Raw genomic sequence first — 15,175 nt, 5'->3', positions numbered from 1 at the left:
TCCACTGTGCGGTCCGGCGAGAACGAGAGGAAAACAGGGGCACAGACGTACAGATGTGCCGTCGGAAGGCTATCGCGCCGCGGCTACGCGCCCGTCACCACTCCAGGGCGAAGGGCCTGCCCGTCGAGGCGAAATGGCCGACGTTGACGCACTCGGTCGCGGCGACCCGCATCCGCCGCGCGAGCGGCTGGTGGACGTGGCCGAAGAGGGCGTAGCGGGGCCGGGTGCGCCGGATCGCGTCGAGCAGGGCGCGGCTGCCCCGCTCGAAGCGGCGGGCGACCGTGTCGTAGGTCAGCTCCGGGACCTCCGGCGGGATGTGGGAGCAGAGGACGTCGACGTCTCCGAGGGCCTCGACCTTGGCCGCGTACTCCTCGTCCGAGATCTCGTACGGGGTGCGCATGGGGGTGCGCAGTCCGCCGCCGACGAAGCCGAAGGTGAGGCCGCCGAGCTCGACGCGCTGCCCGTCGAGGACGGTCGTGCCCGGTCCGGCGAACTCGCGCCAGAGGCGGGGGATGTCGACGTTCCCGTAGGTGGCGTACGTGGGGTTCGGGAAGGCGGCGAAGAGGTCGGCGTACTGGCGGCGCACCGCGGACTCGATGGCGGTGTCGCGGTCGACGTCCAGCTCGGCCCAGAGGCGGCGGCCCAGGTCACGGGCCTCGTCGAAGCGGCGGGCGGTGCGCAGCTCCACGAGCCGGTCGGCGTTCTCGACGCCGAAGAGGTCGGGGAAGATCCCGCGGCTGTGGTCGGCGTAGTCGAGGAAGAGGACCAGGTCCCCCAGGCATATGAGGGCGTCGGCGCCCTCCCCCGCCTTGGCGAGGTCTTCGGCGTTGCCGTGCACGTCACTGACCACATGGACTCGCATGAGCCCACCTTAGGGGGTGTCACCTGCGGTTACTTCCGAGTCGGGAAACCTGTGGATTACTGTGCGCACAGCACCGTCATGCATGTGTGACGCACGGAACATCTGGCCGGGACCCCCTATCGGAACCATCTACTGATGGGTAACGTCCGGTCGGTCCAGTCGTGCTCACCCCCACTGAGCACCTGCCCGATCATGGACCACACCGGTGCATCACACAGAGCCGTGGCGCCGGCGCCCGATGAGGAGCAGCAGTCTTGCGCGAGTTCAGCCTTCCGGCCCTGTACGAGGTCCCCACGGACGGCAACCTGACGGATCTCATCCGCCGCAACGCCTCCCGGCACCCAGACGTCGCCGTGATGGGGCGCAAGGTCGACGGGGTGTGGACGGACGTGACCGCGACGCAGTTCCTCGCGGAGGTCCGGGGGGTCGCCAAGGGGCTGATCGCCGCGGGCGTCGAGGCGGGCGACCGGGTCGCGCTGCTGTCCCGCACGCGTTACGAGTGGGTGCTGCTCGACTTCGCGATCTGGAGCGCGGGCGGCGTGACCGTGCCGGTCTACGAGACGAGCTCCGCGGAGCAGATCCAGTGGATCCTCGGCGACTCGGGCGCCTCGCTGGCGCTCGTGGAGAGCCCGGCCCACGAGGCCTCGGTGGAGTCCCTACGGTCGGAGCTCCCCGAGCTCAAGGCCGTCCGGCAGATCGAGGACGGCGCGATCGCCCGGCTCACCGCCGACGGCGCGGACGTCTCCGACGAGCTGCTCGACGCGCGCATGTCCGCGGCGAACGCGGACGACCCGGCCACGATCGTCTACACCTCGGGCACGACCGGCCGCCCCAAGGGCTGCGTCCTGTCCCACCGGGCGTTCTTCGCCGAGTGCGGCAACATCGTGGAGCGGCTGAAGCCCCTCTTCCGTACCGGTGAGTGTTCGGTCCTGCTCTTCCTGCCGGCCGCGCACGTCTTCGGGCGGCTCGTCGAGGTCGCGTCCGTGATGGCGCCGATCCGGCTGGGCTGCGTCCCGGACATCAAGAACCTCACCGACGAGCTGGCCTCGTTCCGGCCGACGCTGATCCTGGGCGTGCCGCGCGTCTTCGAGAAGGTCTACAACTCGGCGCGCGCCAAGGCGCAGGCCGACGGCAAGGGCAAGATCTTCGACAAGGCCGCGAGCACGGCGATCGCGTACAGCCGGGCGATCGGGACCCCCGAGGGCCCGTCCTTCGGCCTCAAGCTCAAGCACAAGGTCTTCGACAAGCTGGTCTTCAGCAAGCTGCGGGCGGTGCTCGGCGGTCGCGGCGAGTACGCGATCTCGGGCGGCGCGCCGCTGGGCGAGCGGCTCGGCCACTTCTTCCGGGGCATCGGCTTCACGGTCCTTGAGGGGTACGGCCTGACGGAGTCGTGCGCGGCGACCGCGTTCAACCCGTGGGACCGGCAGAAGATCGGCACGGTCGGTCAGCCGCTGCCGGGCTCGGTGGTGCGGATCGCCGACGACGGCGAGGTGCTGCTGCACGGCGAGCACATCTTCTCGCGGTACTGGAACAACGAGGCGGCGACGGCCGAGGCGCTGGCGGACGGCTGGTTCCACACGGGCGACATCGGCACGCTCGACGAGGACGGCTACCTCGCGATCACGGGCCGCAAGAAGGAGATCCTGGTGACGGCGGGCGGCAAGAACGTCGCCCCGGCGGTCATCGAGGACCGCATCCGGGCGCACGCGCTGGTCGCGGAGTGCATGGTGGTCGGCGACGGCCGTCCGTTCGTGGGCGCGCTCGTCACCCTGGACGAGGAGTTCCTCGGCCGCTGGGCCAGCGACCACGGCAAGCCGGCGGGCTCGACGGCGGCCTCCCTCAGCCAGGACGCCGACCTCCTGGCGGAGGTCCAGCGCGCGATCGACGACGGCAACGCCGCGGTCTCGAAGGCCGAGTCGGTCCGCAAGTTCCGGGTCCTCCCCGCCCAGTTCACGGAGGAGGCGGGCCACATCACGCCGTCGCTGAAGCTGAAGCGCAATGTGGTGGCGCGGGAGTTCGCGGACGAGATCGAGGCGATCTACCGGGGCTGAGCCCGGTCGCACGACACGTACGGAGAGGGGCCCGGGTGATGTCACCCCGGGCCCCTCTCCGTACGTGCACGTCTCAGAGCGCATACGTCTCAGAGCACATACACCTCAGAGCAGCTCGCGCAGCCGTTCCGCGAGGAGGTCCCAGCGCCACTTCTCCTCGACCCAGGCACGCCCGCGCTCACCCATGCGGGCACGGAGCTCGGGGTCGAGCAGGAGGGTGGCGACGCGGTCGGCCGTCTCCTCGGCGGACTCGCCGCGGACGACCCAGCCGGTCTCGCCGTCGAGGACGGCGTCCGGCGCCCCGCCGGAGTCGCCGGCGACGACGGGGAGGCCCGTGGCCGAGGCCTCCAGGTAGACGATGCCGAGGCCCTCGACGTCGAGGCCGCCCCTGCGGGTCCGGCAGGGCATGGCGAAGACGTCGCCAGCGCCGTAGTGGGCCGGGAGCTCCGCCCAGGGGACGGCGCCGGTGAAGCGTACGGATCCGGCCACGCCGGTCTCCTCGGCGAGACGGCGCAGATCCTTCTCGTACGGGCCGCCGCCGACGATCAGGAGGACCGCGTCCGGGACCCGGCGCAGGATCGCGGGCAGCGCCCGGATCAGGGTGTCCTGGCCCTTGCGGGGGACGAGCCGGGAGACGCAGACGACGACGGGGCGGTCGCTGAGCCCGAGGCGGGCGCGGACCTCGGCACCGCCCGAGTCGGGGTGGAACGTCTTCTCGTCCACCCCGGGCGGGAGCTGGACCATCCGCCCGGCGGCGGCGGGCGTGAGGGCCTCCGCGATCCGGGAGCGGGTGTACTCGCCGAGGTACGTGATGGTGTCCGTGCCCTCGCCGATCCGCCGCAGCAGCTGCCGGGCGGCGGGCAGCTGGGCCCAGCCGGCCTCGTGCCCGTGGGTGGTGGCGACGAGCCGCTCCGCACCCGCCTTGCGCAGCGCGGGGGCCATCAGGCCGAGCGGCGCGGCGGCGCCGAACCACACGGACCGGCAGCCGTGCTCGCGCAGCAGCGCGGTGGCGCGGGCCGTGACCCGAGGTGTGGGCAACAGCATGGTGGTGCGATCGCGGACAACCGTGAAAGGCTGTTCGGCGTCAAACAGAGCGGTCGCCTCGACCCCTTCGCGGCTTCGCTTCCATGTGGAGGCGTAGACCACGATCTGTTCGGGGTCCAGGCGCAGCGCCATGTTGTGCAGGAACGCCTGGATTCCGCCGGGTCGCGGCGGGAAGTCGTTGGTTACGATCAGGGTCTTGTCCATCGTGGCCGACAGTACGCGATGGCACTCACCGCCCGGCACCACCACTCTCCGCGCGAGCGGACCGACAGGACAAGGACGATTCAGTGACGACGGGCGGGGCAGTGAAGAACGGTTCACGCACGGGTCTGCGGCTTCCGCTCGGCCTCTGGGCTCTCACCAGGGTCATCCTGCTGCTCTGCGTCTTCAAGGTCGTGGTCGTCCCCGGGCCGGACATCACCTTCGACATCTCGAACATCTACCAGGGCTGGTACGAGGTCCTGCGGACCGGCACGTACCCGCTGGACGACGTCACGTGGCAGTACCCGCCGGCCGCCGCCCTCGCGATCCTCGCGCCCGGGCTGCTGCCGTTCCTCTCCTACGCGTCGGCCTTCTTCGTCCTCGCCTTCCTCTGTGACGCGTTCGTCTTCGGGCTGCTCGTGCACACGGGCCGCCGCGCGGGCCGGACGCTCAACGGCGCCTGGATCTGGATCGCGGGCGTCCCGCTGCTCGGCCCGACCGCGTACGCCCGGTACGACGTGATGGTGACCGCCGTCGCGGTGGCGGGGCTGCTCGCGGCCGGCCGGAGCCCGCGCGTCCTGGGCGCCCTCGCCGGCTTCGGCGCGGTCCTCAAGGTGTGGCCGGCGCTGATCCTGGCGGGCACCGCGAAGGGCCGCGCGACCTTCCGCGCCTGGTCGACGGCGGCGGGCGCGGCGGCCGCCGTCCTGCTCCTGTGCGTGCTGTGGATGCCGGGTGCACTGGCCTTCCTCTCCTTCCAGCGGGAGCGGGGCACCGAGGTCGAGTCGCTGGGCTCGATGGTCTTCCATGTGATCCGGCACCTCGGCTGGGAGGGCGAGGCGCGGATGAACTACGGCTCGATCGAGTTCCTCGGCCCGTACGTCTCCACCGTCTCCAACGCCGCGCTCGCCCTCACTATCGCCGCCTTCGGCTGGCTCCTGCTGTGGCGGGTCCGCTCGCGCCACTTCACCTCGTCGACGGTCGCGGACGCGGCCTTCGTGGCCGTGCTGCTCTTCACGGTGACGAGCCGGGTGCTCTCCCCGCAGTACATGCTGTGGCTGGTCGGTCTGGGCGCGGTCTGCCTCGCCTACCGGTCGAGCCGGATGCAGCGGCCCGTGCACCTGGTGATCTGGGCGACGGCGGTGACGCAGTTCGAGTTCCCGGTGTGGTTCTCGCACGTGACGCGGAGCGACCCGCTGGGCGTGGCGGTGCTGTTCACCCGGAACGGCCTGCTGATCGCCGCCGCTCTCATCGCCTGCCGGATCCTGTGGCGCCAGACTGTGACGGAGCCCCGTCTCACCGGGGCCTCGATCCCGGCCCAGGCGACCAGCCCGGAGCGCGAGAAGGCCCTCTCCGGTTCCTACTAGGAACCGTCCGGCTTCCGAGGGGGCGGCTCTCAGCCGAGCCGCTCCCCCAGGTACGTCCGCCACGCGGCCGTGAACTCCTCGGGCGTGGTGTCCAGGACCTCCTGGAGCGCCTTCTCCACCGCGCCCTCCCGGCCCGGATGCGCCCCCACGGCCCGGTAGAACTCCGTGAGCTCCTTCTCGCCCCAGCGCTCCGCGATCAGCGCGCACGCGAGCCAGCCGCCCTCGTAGGCCCGCGCGAGCGCCTCCGCGTCGCCGCCGAAGCCGAAGTCGGCGTCTTCCGGGAGCCGGGCGGGCAGCTCGCCCGCGCGGACGGCCCGGCGCAGCTCGGGGGCCCCTTGGGCGGGGCTCCGGCCGGTGCCCCGGTAGGCGACCCAGTCGGCGAAGCCCTCGGAGAGCCAGACCGGGGTGGCCGGGGAGGTGTGGGCGCGGGTGGCGACGTGGACCGTTTCGTGGGTGAGGACGAGCTGCCGGCCGAAGGCACCGAGGACCCCGTACGCCTCGGGGTTGACGATGACCCGGTCCGCGGGCCCCTCCGGCCCTCCGGCGGTCTCCCCCGTGGTGACGGCGGCGATGCCCCGGTAGGAGCTGCCCGGCGCCCCGAGGAGCCCGCCCATGCCGTCCAGGGAGCCGGGGACGAGGACGACGACCGCGTCGGCCCATGCCGAGGGCCAGGCCTCGCTCACGACGGGGATCGCCCGGTCGGCCGCCGCCGCGATCTCCGCGAGCCGCTTCCGGTCCTGGCCGACGCCGAGGACCAGTGCGCGGGAGCCCCGGATGGTCTGTACGTCCCCCTGCTCCCACAGCTGCCGCGGCGCGCCCTCCGCGGGCCGGTCGCCGGTCAGGTACCAGCGCCCGTCCCGCTCGGTCAGGTCGAGGACGCGGCCGCTGGTCGCGAAGCCGATGTCGTGGTCCTCGAGCCGGTAGCCGAGCTCGGCGCGGACGGTCGCCCGGCTCTCGCCGGTGCGTTCGACGCCGGTGACCAGGTACCTCCAGCCGTCGATCGGCACCTTCCCGAGCCGGCGGAACTCGGTCAGGGCCGTCGGCGCGTACGCGGGGTCGAGGGCGGCCCGGAAGCCCGGCTCGTCACGGTCGAGGAGCGCGCGGGCGTGCCCGTCGAGGAGCGTCTGTATCTCCCGGGAGGCCGTGTCGGCGGCCGGGGACTCCGTACAGCCGACGAGGCCGGTGACGGTGAACAGCAGGGCGAGCAGACAGGCCACCGCCGACCGCCGCGCTCCACACCCCTGACCTGCCACGCCTCCGATCGTACGGTCGGACCGGGCGGTACCGCTTCCGGTACGGCGGGATCGGCGACGGGCCCCGGGCTCAGACCCGGGTCACCGTGACGTTCGACATCATGTTCACCGGGTCGTAGCGGACCCGGGCACCCGGGTAGGGGGCGTGGATGACCTGTCCGTTGCCCGCGTAGATCCCCACGTGGCTCGCGTCGCCGCGGTACGTGACGAGGTCGCCGGGCTGCGCCTGGGAGAGCGGCACCTGCCGGCCCGCGTGCCGCTGGCCCTGGGAGGTGCGCGGCAGGCTGATCCCGGCCTGCCGGTACGACCAGACCATCAGGCCCGAGCAGTCGAAGCCGGAGGGCCCGGTCGCCCCCCATACGTACGGCTTGCCGATCGCGCTGCGGGCGGCGATCACCGCTGCGGAGGCCCGCGAGGAGCCGGGGCCGAGGTCGGCGAGGGGTGGCAGCTCGCCGGTGGCGTCCGCGCGCCCGCCGGAGCGGGAGGCGCGGTCGTAGTCGGCGCGCTCCTCGACGGTGAGGGCTGCGAGGACCCGGCGGGCCTCGGCGAGCTTGCGCTCGACGGTGCGCTTGTGGCGGGCGACGTCGGCCCGGCTGCGCTCCAGCTCGGCGAGGGCGGTGCGCGCCTCGTCCCGCTTCTGGTTCAGCCGGCGCTGCTCCCGCCGGAGCTCGCCGAGCGCGGCGCCCTGGCGGGCGGTGACGCGGTCGAGGGCGGAGGCGCGGTCGAGGTAGGTGTCCGGGTCGGAGGAGAGCAGCAGCGCGAGGGCGGGGTCGATGCCGCCGGAGCGGTACTGGGCGCCGGCGACCGAGCCGAGGGCGCCCCGCATGTGGTTGATGCGGTCCTGGCCGCGGGCGAGGCCGTCCTGGGCGCGGGAGACCGTGCGGCGCAGCGCGTCGGTCTTCTCGTCCGCCTGGTTGAAGCCCTCGGTGGCCTTCTCCGCCTCCTCGAAGAGGCGGTCGACCGTGGCCCGGGTGGCCGCGGGGGTCGCCCCCGGGTCGGCGCTCGCGGGGACGGCCCCGAGGGAAGCCGCCGCGGTGGCCGCGGCGGCTGCGGTCAGGACGGTGACCCTCGCGGGTCGGCGGTGGGACGCCACTAATCGCGCTCCGTTCGGCTCGACGCAGACTGGCGCGGCAGACAGTAGCCGCTGATCAGTCCGCGTCCAACGAAGCCGTCGGGCACACAAAGTGACGCCCCGCCGGAGATCACAGGTCACCGGCGGGGCGTCAGGTCAGCTCGTGTCCCGGCGAACCACCCGTTTGGGCGGCATGCCGGAGCGGGGCGTGTCAGCCTCCGATGCGGACACCGAACTGGAACGTGCCCATGTAGCTCATCGACTCGTAGCGGACGTTGGCGCCCGGCTTCGGAGCGTGCAGGATCGTGTTGTTGCCCGCGTACAGGCCCACGTGCGACAGGCCGTTGAAGAAGACCAGGTCGCCCGGCTTGAGCTGGCTGCGGCCGATCTTCGTGCCGTCGTTCTGCTGGGTGTAGGTGACGCGGCTGAGGCGGGCGCCGGCCTGCGCGTAGGCCCACTGGGTCAGCCCGGAGCAGTCGAACGAGGACGGGCCCTCGTGGCCGGAGGCGTACGGCATGCCCAGGCGCGTGGCCGCGGCGTTGAGCGCGGCGGCACCGAGGCCGCTCGCGGGGGCCTCGTTGCCCAGGTCGATCCGCTCGCTGGCGGCGCGGCTGGCGCGCTGCTCCTTCGCGCGCTCCTCCTGCTCCAGCTTGGCCTTCTCGGCCGCGGTGAGCGTGTTGAGGAGCTCGCGCGCCTCGGCGAGCTTCGCCTGGTACTTCTTCTTCTTGGCGCCGAGGGTCTTGCGGACGTCCTCGAGGTCGGCCAGCTTCGTGGTCGCCTCGGCGCGCTGCTGCGCGAGGGTCCGCTGCTTGGCCTGGATCGAGGTGAGGACGTCGGCCTGCTGGGCGCTCAGCTGGTCGATCGCGGACGCCTTGTCGAGGTAGGTGTCCGGGTCGGCGGAGAGGAAGAGCTGGAGCGCCGGGTCGATGCCGCCGGAGCGGTACTGGGCGCTGGCGACCGAACCGATCTGGTCGCGCAGGGTGTTGAGCTCCTGCTGGCCGCGGGCCACCTTGTCCTGGAGGTTGCCGATCTCCGACTGCAGCTTGCCGCGGCGCTCTTCGGCCTGGTTGTACTGCTCCGTGGCCTCTTCGGCCTCGTGGTGGAGCTCGTCGACCTTCGACTTGACCTCGTCGATCTTGGGCTTGGGGGCCGCCTGCGCGCCGGACTGGGCGGAGAGGGCGACGGCGGCGGCCGCGGCCGCGGTGAGCACGGTCACACGGGCACGGCTCGGCTGCTTGGGTCGACGGTGGGACGCCACGAAGGCGAGCTCCTTCTTCCTCAGAGCCGCCCAACCCGTGAGGGGCAGGCGGTTCCTCCGCCGTCACCCCGGATGGGTGATCGACCGCGCGAAGGTTCGAAGCCTGACCCTAGTGACCAAGTTGTGATCAGTTCAAATCCCACCGGCAAAAATATCGCTCACGCAGCACTTTATTCACACAGACCGCACGGGCAGTGATGGCCACTTGACGGTGCGCCATCCAGAATTCGGGCATACCGCCCAGGAGTTACGAGCTGTCACGAGAGCCGCGAAAGCCGCTTCAGCAACAAGGCGGACGTCACGGGCCTCGCCCCGGCCTTCGCCACCCCGTCGGCCACCTCGCGGTCGGTGGAGACCACGACCACGGGACGCCCCGGCGGCTCGGCCCGCACCAGCTGCCGGATCAACTCGTCCGCCGTGACACCGGGCTTGGAGAAGAGCACCCGCACCCCACGCGGCGGCGCGAGCAGCACAGGGGCCGCCAGCTCCGCCCCGTCGAAGACACAGGTGACCTCGGCGCCCGAGCGGGCCGCGAGGGCCGAGAGACTCCCGAGCAGCCGCAGCCGCTGCTTCTCCAACGGCATCGTCGGATAGCCGGTCTTGGTGACGTTGTAGCCGTCGACGACCAGATGGGCCTGCGGCAGCGCGAGGAGTTGGTCGAGCAGCGCCGGATCGGTCTCGGAGAGCGCCCGCGCCGCGATGTCCTTCGGGGACATCCGCCCCGGCTCCACCGCGTCCACGGTGTCCGCCGGGTGCACGGAGACGGGCGGCAGCGCCAGTTCGCGGCGCAGCCCCTGCGCCGCGTCCAGGACCGTGTCGAGCAGCAGCCGCAGCCGCATGTCCTCGACCGAGCGGCCCTCGCGGGCGGTCCTGCGGCTCGCCTCCAGGGCCGCCTCGACCTCGCCGAGCCGGGCCTTGGTCCGCCGGCTCTCGCTCTCGACGGACGACAGGTGGGCCGCGGCCTCCGCCCGCGCCGTCTCGAACTCGGCGTGCGCGCGCCGGAGCGCGGCCTCGCCGCGCTTCACGTCGCTCTGGGCGCTGCGCAGCTTGCGCTGAAGCGATTCCGCTTCCTTCCGGGCCGCTTCCAGATCGTGCCGCAGCTGCTCCGTCTCGCTCCGGGAGCGGTCCCGGGCGGCGGCCAGTTCCTCGCGCAGCCGCTCCAGTTCGCGTCGCCCGGCCTCGTCGGCCCGCTCGGCGTCCGCCCGCTGGGCCTCCTCGCCCGCGGCGGCCACCAGCTTGACCCAGCCGGCGGGACGCAGCACATAGGCGGCGGCCGCCACATCGACCGGGTCGGCGGCGGCGGGCGGGGTGCCCGTCTCGACGGCCCCGGCCAGCTCGGGCTGGGACTGCTTGAACCGCTCGCCGATCCGCTGCCGGAACAGCGGGTCGCTCTCCAGGGCGGCCGCCATCGCGTTCCCGGCGAACTTGGCCCGCCGGGACGCTGTGAAGCGTGCGTACTGCCGCAGGGGGGCCGGCAGCTCCGCGACGGTCAGCCCGCCGAAGGCGTCCGCGACCAGCGCGACGACCCGCCGACGTACGCCTTCCGTCAGTGGGTGGTCGAGCGTCTCGGCAGCGTCACCTGCCGCGCCGGCCGGCTCTCCACCGTGCGCGGGCTGCTCCACGATCCGTCACCCCTATGTCGTCCGCGCCGTCCCTCAGGAGGCGGCGCCCGGCCTGTCCACCAGTTCGATCTGGTCCACCGCGTTGCACCAACGGCAGCGGACCGACTCGATGGTCTCACTGACCACCTGCCGCTCCTCGACCGTCGGGTCGCCCGCGAGGTCCAGATGGACGTACTCCACGACCTTGGAGGAGCGCGTCACGTCGAAGCGGGTCAGATTGCCGCACAGCGTGCAGCGCCAGCGGGTCTCGGCGGTCGGCAGGGGAACCGTCGTCATCGTGCCGTCCTTCTTCCTGTTGCGTGGTACCAGGTGCGGGAGCCGCGGTGCGCCGTCGAACTGCGGTTGTACTGCCCGTTACCCTACGGCCTCGCCGGTGCGCCGGAACACGGCGAGGCACTCTGTCCACTTCGGCCCCGGTACGCCATGATCTGTCCATGATCGACTGGCGAGCGGCGGCCCTCGGTGCCCGGCAGGGCACCCGCGGCGGCCCCACGGTGACCTACGGCCTCATCGCCGCCTGCTGTCTCCTCTTCGTGCTGAGCCCGGTCTCCGGACTCAACCCGGTGTACGGCACGGGGGACGCGCTGCTCGCGGCGCAGGGCGGCTACTTCCGCCGCTGGGGCGTGGTCCCCGCCGAGCTGATGAGCGGCGACCCCGACGCCCTGCTCACCCCGCTCACCGCGCTCTTCGTCCACGGCAGCTGGCTCCACCTGTTGGGAAACATGCTCTTCCTCTATGTCTTCGGCGCGATGGCCGAGGAGCGCATGGGTGCGGTCGGGTTCGCCCTCTTCTACCTGGGCACCGGCTACCTCGCCCTGCTCGGGTACGCGGTGGCGCACGCGAACAGCGAGCAGACGCTCGTCGGGGCGTCCGGAGCCATCTCCGGGGTGCTCGGGGCCTTCCTCTTCCTCTTCCCCCGCTCCCGGGTGACCAGCCTCTTCCCCTTCCTCTTCTTCCTGCCGCTGCGCTTCCCCGCCTGGATCGTGCTGATCTTCTGGTTCGTGCTCCAGTGGCTGGCGGCGCGGGCGGCGGGCCCCGGGCCCGGTGTCGCCTATCTGGCCCATGTGGTGGGCTTCTCCGTCGGCTTCCTCTACGCCTGGGGCCGCTACCGGGGTGGGGATAGAGTGAAGGCTCCAGCCGCGGCGACCGAGGGAGAAAGCCAGCCGTGATCACCGCGATCGTGCTCATCAAGACCAGCGTGGACCGCATCCCCGAGATCGCCGAGTCGATCGCCGCGCTCGACAGCGTCAGCGAGGTCTTCTCGGTGACCGGCACCTACGACCTGATCGCCATGGTCCGGGTCTCGCGCCACGACGACCTGGCGGACGTGATCCCCGGAAGCATCAGCAAGATCCCCGGCGTCGAGGCCACGGACACGCACGTGGCGTTCCGCACGTACTCCCAGCACGACCTGGAGGCGGCGTTCGCTATCGGCCTGGAGTCCTGAGGCCGCGCACGCGACATGGGTGAAGGGGGCCTCCCGGTCGGGAGGCCCCCTTCACCCGTACGAGTGACTGATCAGCCGCGGTCGGGGACGCAGCGGCCGTCCTCGGTGCGGTACTTCCACTGCGCGCCGTCCCGGACGAGCTCCTTCACGGCGCCGACGAACCGCTCCACGTGCTCGTCCGGCGTACCGGCGCCGAAGCTCACCCGGATGGCGTTCAGCGAGCGCTCGCCGGGCGCGGCCTCGGGGGCGCCGCACTCGCCCGGGTCCTGCGCCTCGCTGCCGAGCAGCGTGCGGACCAGCGGGTGGGCGCAGAACAGGCCGTCGCGGACGCCGATGCCGTACTCGGCGGAGAGCGCGGCGGCGAAGTGGGAGCTGTTCCAGCCCTCCACGACGAAGGAGATGACGCCGACCCGGGGGGCGTCGTCGCCGAAGAGCGAGAGCACCTTGACCTCGGGCACCTCGGCGAGGCCCGCGCGCACCGTGTCGATCAGGTGCTGCTCGCGGGCGACGAGCTGGTCGAAGCCGGCCTCGGTGAGCGCCTTGCAGGCGGAGGCGATGGAGTAGACGCCGATGACGTTCGGGGAGCCGGCCTCGTGGCGGGCCGCGGTGGTGTGCCACTCCACGTCCACGCCGCCGTCGGCGCGGCGCGCCACCTTGCGGGAGGCGCCGCCGCCCGCGAGGTACGGCTCGGCCTCCTGGAGCCAGTCGGAGCGGCCGGCGAGGACACCCGAGCCGAAGGGCGCGTACAGCTTGTGCCCGGAGAAGGCGACCCAGTCGACGTCCAACTCCTTTACGGAGACGGGGTGGTGGGGCGCGAGCTGGGCGGCGTCGAGGACGATCCGGGCGCCGTGGGCGTGCGCGGCGGCGGCGAGTTCCTTCACCGGCCACAGCTCACCGGTGACGTTCGAGGCGCCGGTGACGCAGACCAGGGCGGGACCGTAGGGGTCGCGGTCGGCGAGGGCGCGCTCCAGGGTCTCGACGGCCTGCGCCGGGGTGCGGGGCGCGTTGAGGTAGGTGACGCGGGCGTCCTGCCAGGGCAGGAGCGAGGCGTGGTGCTCGGTCTCGAAGACGAAGACCTCGCAGTCGGCCGGGACGACCCGGGCGAGCAGGTTGAGCGAGTCGGTGGTGGAGCGGGTGAAGACGACCTGGTCGCCGGGGCGGCAGTCGAGGAACTCGGCGACGGTGACGCGGCTGTTCTCGAAGAGGTCGGTGGAGAGCTGGGAGAGGTAGCCGGCGCCGCGGTGGACGCTGCCGTAGTAGGGGGCGTACGCGGCGACGTCGTCCCACACCCGCTGGAGCGCCGGGGCGCTGGCGGCGTAGTCGAGGGCCGCGTAGGTCACTTCGCCGCCGGTGACGAGCGGGACGGTGACGTCCCGGCCGAGGACCGGCAGCGGGGCGGCGCAGCAGGGGTCGGCGGACTCGGCGACGGAAACGGCGATGGCGGCGGTGTTCGGGCGTGCGGACATGGCGATATCTCCCGGCGGGCGGTGCGGAATGTCTTCAGTGGAATCCGTACGCGGCCGGGCACGGCGGGGTACGGGTGTTACCTCGGAGAACAACGGGTACGCGGGTACGCGGAAGTGACCCTGATCCGAGGGTGAAGTAGGGGCGGACTCGCCCTATCGCATTCGCTTGCTCACGGAAAAAGCTCCTCGAGAGACCAGGACCCCTGGTGTGTCGAGGGGTCCGCGCTTGCCGTAGACCTCGCTGCCTACGGCCTGGTCTTCACCCGGGGCACCCCGCCACGGACGGAGGGTTGCCGGACAGCAAGCCGGGGCTTCACAGCTGTCACTCATGACCTGGCATGCATCCTGCCACATGATCGCGGATGCGCAAGACCCCGGTCCGCATGCTGGACCGGGGTCTTGGCGTGAAACCGGTGGTACGACTCAGGCGTTGCTGGCGGCGATCCACCGCTCCAGGGCCTGGCGGGCCGCGCCGGAGTCGATCGCCTCGGCGCCCTTCGCGATACCGGCCCGCAGCTGCTCCACGAGGGTGCCCTCGCCCGGCTCCAGGGCGGCGAGCGCCGCCGCGGTGTTGAGGAGCACCGCGTCCCGGACGGGCCCGGTCTCCCCCGCGAGCAGCCGGCGGGCGACGTCGGCGTTGAACGAGGCGTCCGCGCCGCGCAGCGCCTCCAGGGGTACGAGGTCGATGCCCACGTCCCGCGGGTCGAAGCGCTCCTCGGTCACCGTGCCGCCGCGGACCACCCAGACCCGGGAGGTGGAGGTGGTCGTCAGCTCGTCCAGGCCGTCGTCGCCGCGGAAGACGAGCGCGGAGTTGCCGCGCTCGGCGAAGACCCCGGCCACGATCGGCGCCATCCGCGCGTCGGCGACCCCGACGGCCTGCGCCCGCACCTTGGCCGGATTGGTCAGCGGGCCGAGGACGTTGAAGGTCGTCCGGATCCCCAGCTGGCCGCGCGCGGCGGCGACGTGCCGCAGCGCCGGGTGGAACTTCACCGCGAAGCAGATGGTGATGCCGGCTTCCTCGGCGACCTCGGCGACCCGCTTCGGGGTCAGGTTCAGATTGATGCCGAGCTTCTCCAGGACGTCGGAGGAGCCGGAGGCGGAGGACGCGGCGCGGTTGCCGTGCTTGACGACCTTCGCGCCCGTTCCGGCGGCGACGATCGACGCCATCGTGGAGATGTTGACCGTCTTGGCGCCGTCGCCGCCGGTGCCGACGATGTCGACGGCGGGTCCCGGCACCTCGATCACGTTGGCGTGCTCGTACATGCTCCGCACGAGGCCGGTGATCTCCGCGACCGTCTCGCCCTTGGCCCGCAGCGCCACCATGAATCCGGCGATCTGGGCGTCGGTCGCCTCGCCGCGCATGATCAGGTCCATCGCCCAGGCCGTGTCGTCGGCGGCGAGGTCCCGGCCGTCGAGCAGGCCGTTCAGGAGGACGGGCCAGGAGCGGCCCGCCGACGTAGGTCCTCCAGCGGGGGTCGCAGCGCTCATGGCAGCTCCTGGATCGTCACGTAGGGAAGTACGAGGTCCACCCTATC

Annotated in this window: 13 protein-coding genes and 1 riboswitch; of the genes, 4 read left to right on the top strand and 9 right to left on the bottom strand. The window is 72.3% G+C overall.

Going from position 1 to position 15,175, the window contains the following annotated elements; translation table 11 throughout:
• Window positions 1-94: 94 nt before the first annotated feature.
• Window positions 95-862 (bottom strand): metallophosphoesterase, encoded by a 768-nt coding sequence (locus ASC82_RS11770; protein ID WP_079039210.1) that lies wholly within the window; start codon window positions 860-862, stop codon window positions 95-97.
• Between the two features lie 254 nt (window positions 863-1,116).
• On the opposite strand from ASC82_RS11770, the gene ASC82_RS11765 reads away from it, so the two are divergent.
• The gene (locus tag ASC82_RS11765) at window positions 1,117-2,913 is read left to right on the top strand and encodes an AMP-dependent synthetase/ligase (protein ID WP_056645514.1); all 1,797 of its coding nucleotides are present in this window, start codon (window positions 1,117-1,119) and stop codon (window positions 2,911-2,913) included.
• A gap of 105 nt (window positions 2,914-3,018) precedes the next feature.
• Here ASC82_RS11765 and ASC82_RS11760 read toward each other — a convergent pair whose 3' ends face one another.
• Window positions 3,019-4,161 carry a glycosyltransferase family 4 protein gene (locus ASC82_RS11760; RefSeq protein WP_056645511.1) on the bottom strand — a complete coding sequence of 381 codons (1,143 nt, stop codon included), beginning with the start codon at window positions 4,159-4,161 and terminating at the stop codon, window positions 3,019-3,021.
• Between the two features lie 101 nt (window positions 4,162-4,262).
• On the opposite strand from ASC82_RS11760, the gene ASC82_RS11755 reads away from it, so the two are divergent.
• Complete coding sequence (locus ASC82_RS11755; RefSeq protein ID WP_056645509.1) at window positions 4,263-5,522, top strand: glycosyltransferase 87 family protein; 1,260 nt, start codon at window positions 4,263-4,265, stop codon at window positions 5,520-5,522.
• Window positions 5,523-5,551: 29 nt separating this feature from the next.
• Here the strand turns inward: ASC82_RS11755 and ASC82_RS11750 are convergent, their stop codons facing one another.
• The 5 genes from ASC82_RS11750 to ASC82_RS11730 all read right to left on the bottom strand — a co-directional run bounded on the left by ASC82_RS11750 (window position 5,552) and on the right by ASC82_RS11730 (window position 11,003).
• Entirely contained in the window at window positions 5,552-6,775 is a 1,224-nt protein-coding gene (locus ASC82_RS11750; RefSeq protein ID WP_056645507.1) for a hypothetical protein, read from the bottom strand.
• A gap of 70 nt (window positions 6,776-6,845) precedes the next feature.
• Window positions 6,846-7,868 carry a C40 family peptidase gene (locus tag ASC82_RS11745; RefSeq protein ID WP_056645504.1) on the bottom strand — a complete coding sequence of 341 codons (1,023 nt, stop codon included), beginning with the start codon at window positions 7,866-7,868 and terminating at the stop codon, window positions 6,846-6,848.
• A 190-nt stretch (window positions 7,869-8,058) separates the two neighbouring features.
• Window positions 8,059-9,105, bottom strand: coding sequence for a C40 family peptidase (locus ASC82_RS11740; protein WP_056645501.1), 1,047 nt, complete (start codon window positions 9,103-9,105; stop codon window positions 8,059-8,061).
• A gap of 257 nt (window positions 9,106-9,362) precedes the next feature.
• The gene (locus ASC82_RS11735; RefSeq protein WP_056645498.1) at window positions 9,363-10,727 is read right to left on the bottom strand and encodes an NYN domain-containing protein; all 1,365 of its coding nucleotides are present in this window, start codon (window positions 10,725-10,727) and stop codon (window positions 9,363-9,365) included.
• A gap of 33 nt (window positions 10,728-10,760) precedes the next feature.
• The gene (locus ASC82_RS11730; RefSeq protein ID WP_017238847.1) at window positions 10,761-11,003 is read right to left on the bottom strand and encodes a hypothetical protein; all 243 of its coding nucleotides are present in this window, start codon (window positions 11,001-11,003) and stop codon (window positions 10,761-10,763) included.
• 158 nt (window positions 11,004-11,161) lie between these two features.
• On the opposite strand from ASC82_RS11730, the gene ASC82_RS11725 reads away from it, so the two are divergent.
• The gene (locus ASC82_RS11725; RefSeq protein ID WP_056645495.1) at window positions 11,162-11,896 is read left to right on the top strand and encodes a rhomboid family intramembrane serine protease; all 735 of its coding nucleotides are present in this window, start codon (window positions 11,162-11,164) and stop codon (window positions 11,894-11,896) included.
• Window positions 11,893-12,174 (top strand): Lrp/AsnC ligand binding domain-containing protein, encoded by a 282-nt coding sequence (locus ASC82_RS11720; protein ID WP_024755605.1) that lies wholly within the window; start codon window positions 11,893-11,895, stop codon window positions 12,172-12,174. Before ASC82_RS11725 ends, ASC82_RS11720 begins: the two co-directional genes overlap by 4 nt.
• A 71-nt stretch (window positions 12,175-12,245) precedes the next feature.
• Here ASC82_RS11720 and ASC82_RS11715 read toward each other — a convergent pair whose 3' ends face one another.
• Together ASC82_RS11715 and trpD are read right to left on the bottom strand one after the other, a co-directional pair.
• Window positions 12,246-13,640, bottom strand: coding sequence for an aminotransferase class V-fold PLP-dependent enzyme (locus ASC82_RS11715; protein WP_242427638.1), 1,395 nt, complete (start codon window positions 13,638-13,640; stop codon window positions 12,246-12,248).
• A 217-nt stretch (window positions 13,641-13,857) separates the two neighbouring features.
• A riboswitch (SAM riboswitch) is annotated at window positions 13,858-13,974 on the bottom strand.
• Between the two features lie 89 nt (window positions 13,975-14,063).
• On the bottom strand, window positions 14,064-15,128 hold the full coding sequence (gene trpD, locus ASC82_RS11710; RefSeq protein WP_056645492.1) for an anthranilate phosphoribosyltransferase: 1,065 nt from the start codon (window positions 15,126-15,128) through the stop codon (window positions 14,064-14,066).
• Between the last annotated feature and the right edge of the window lie 47 nt (window positions 15,129-15,175).

Origin of the sequence: Streptomyces sp. Root431, assembly GCF_001426585.1 — a bacterium.
Classification (GTDB): Bacteria; Actinomycetota; Actinomycetes; order Streptomycetales; family Streptomycetaceae; genus Streptomyces; species Streptomyces stackebrandtii.
The sequence above is the reverse complement of the archived record's forward strand: the minus strand, read 5'-3'. Positions and strand labels throughout refer to the sequence as shown.

Bases quoted from the DNA above. Each gene is read 5' to 3' on its own strand.
- ASC82_RS11730 (WP_017238847.1), bottom strand. From the start codon at position 11,003: ATGACGACGGTTCCCCTGCCGACCGCCGAGACCCGCTGGCGCTGCACG.
- ASC82_RS11725 (WP_056645495.1), top strand. From the start codon at position 11,162: ATGATCGACTGGCGAGCGGCGGCCCTCGGTGCCCGGCAGGGCACCCGC.
- trpD (WP_056645492.1), bottom strand. From the start codon at position 15,128: ATGAGCGCTGCGACCCCCGCTGGAGGACCTACGTCGGCGGGCCGCTCC.
- ASC82_RS11770 (WP_079039210.1), bottom strand. From the start codon at position 862: ATGCGAGTCCATGTGGTCAGTGACGTGCACGGCAACGCCGAAGACCTC.
- ASC82_RS11715 (WP_242427638.1), bottom strand. From the start codon at position 13,640: ATGTCCGCACGCCCGAACACCGCCGCCATCGCCGTTTCCGTCGCCGAG.
- ASC82_RS11760 (WP_056645511.1), bottom strand. From the start codon at position 4,161: ATGGACAAGACCCTGATCGTAACCAACGACTTCCCGCCGCGACCCGGC.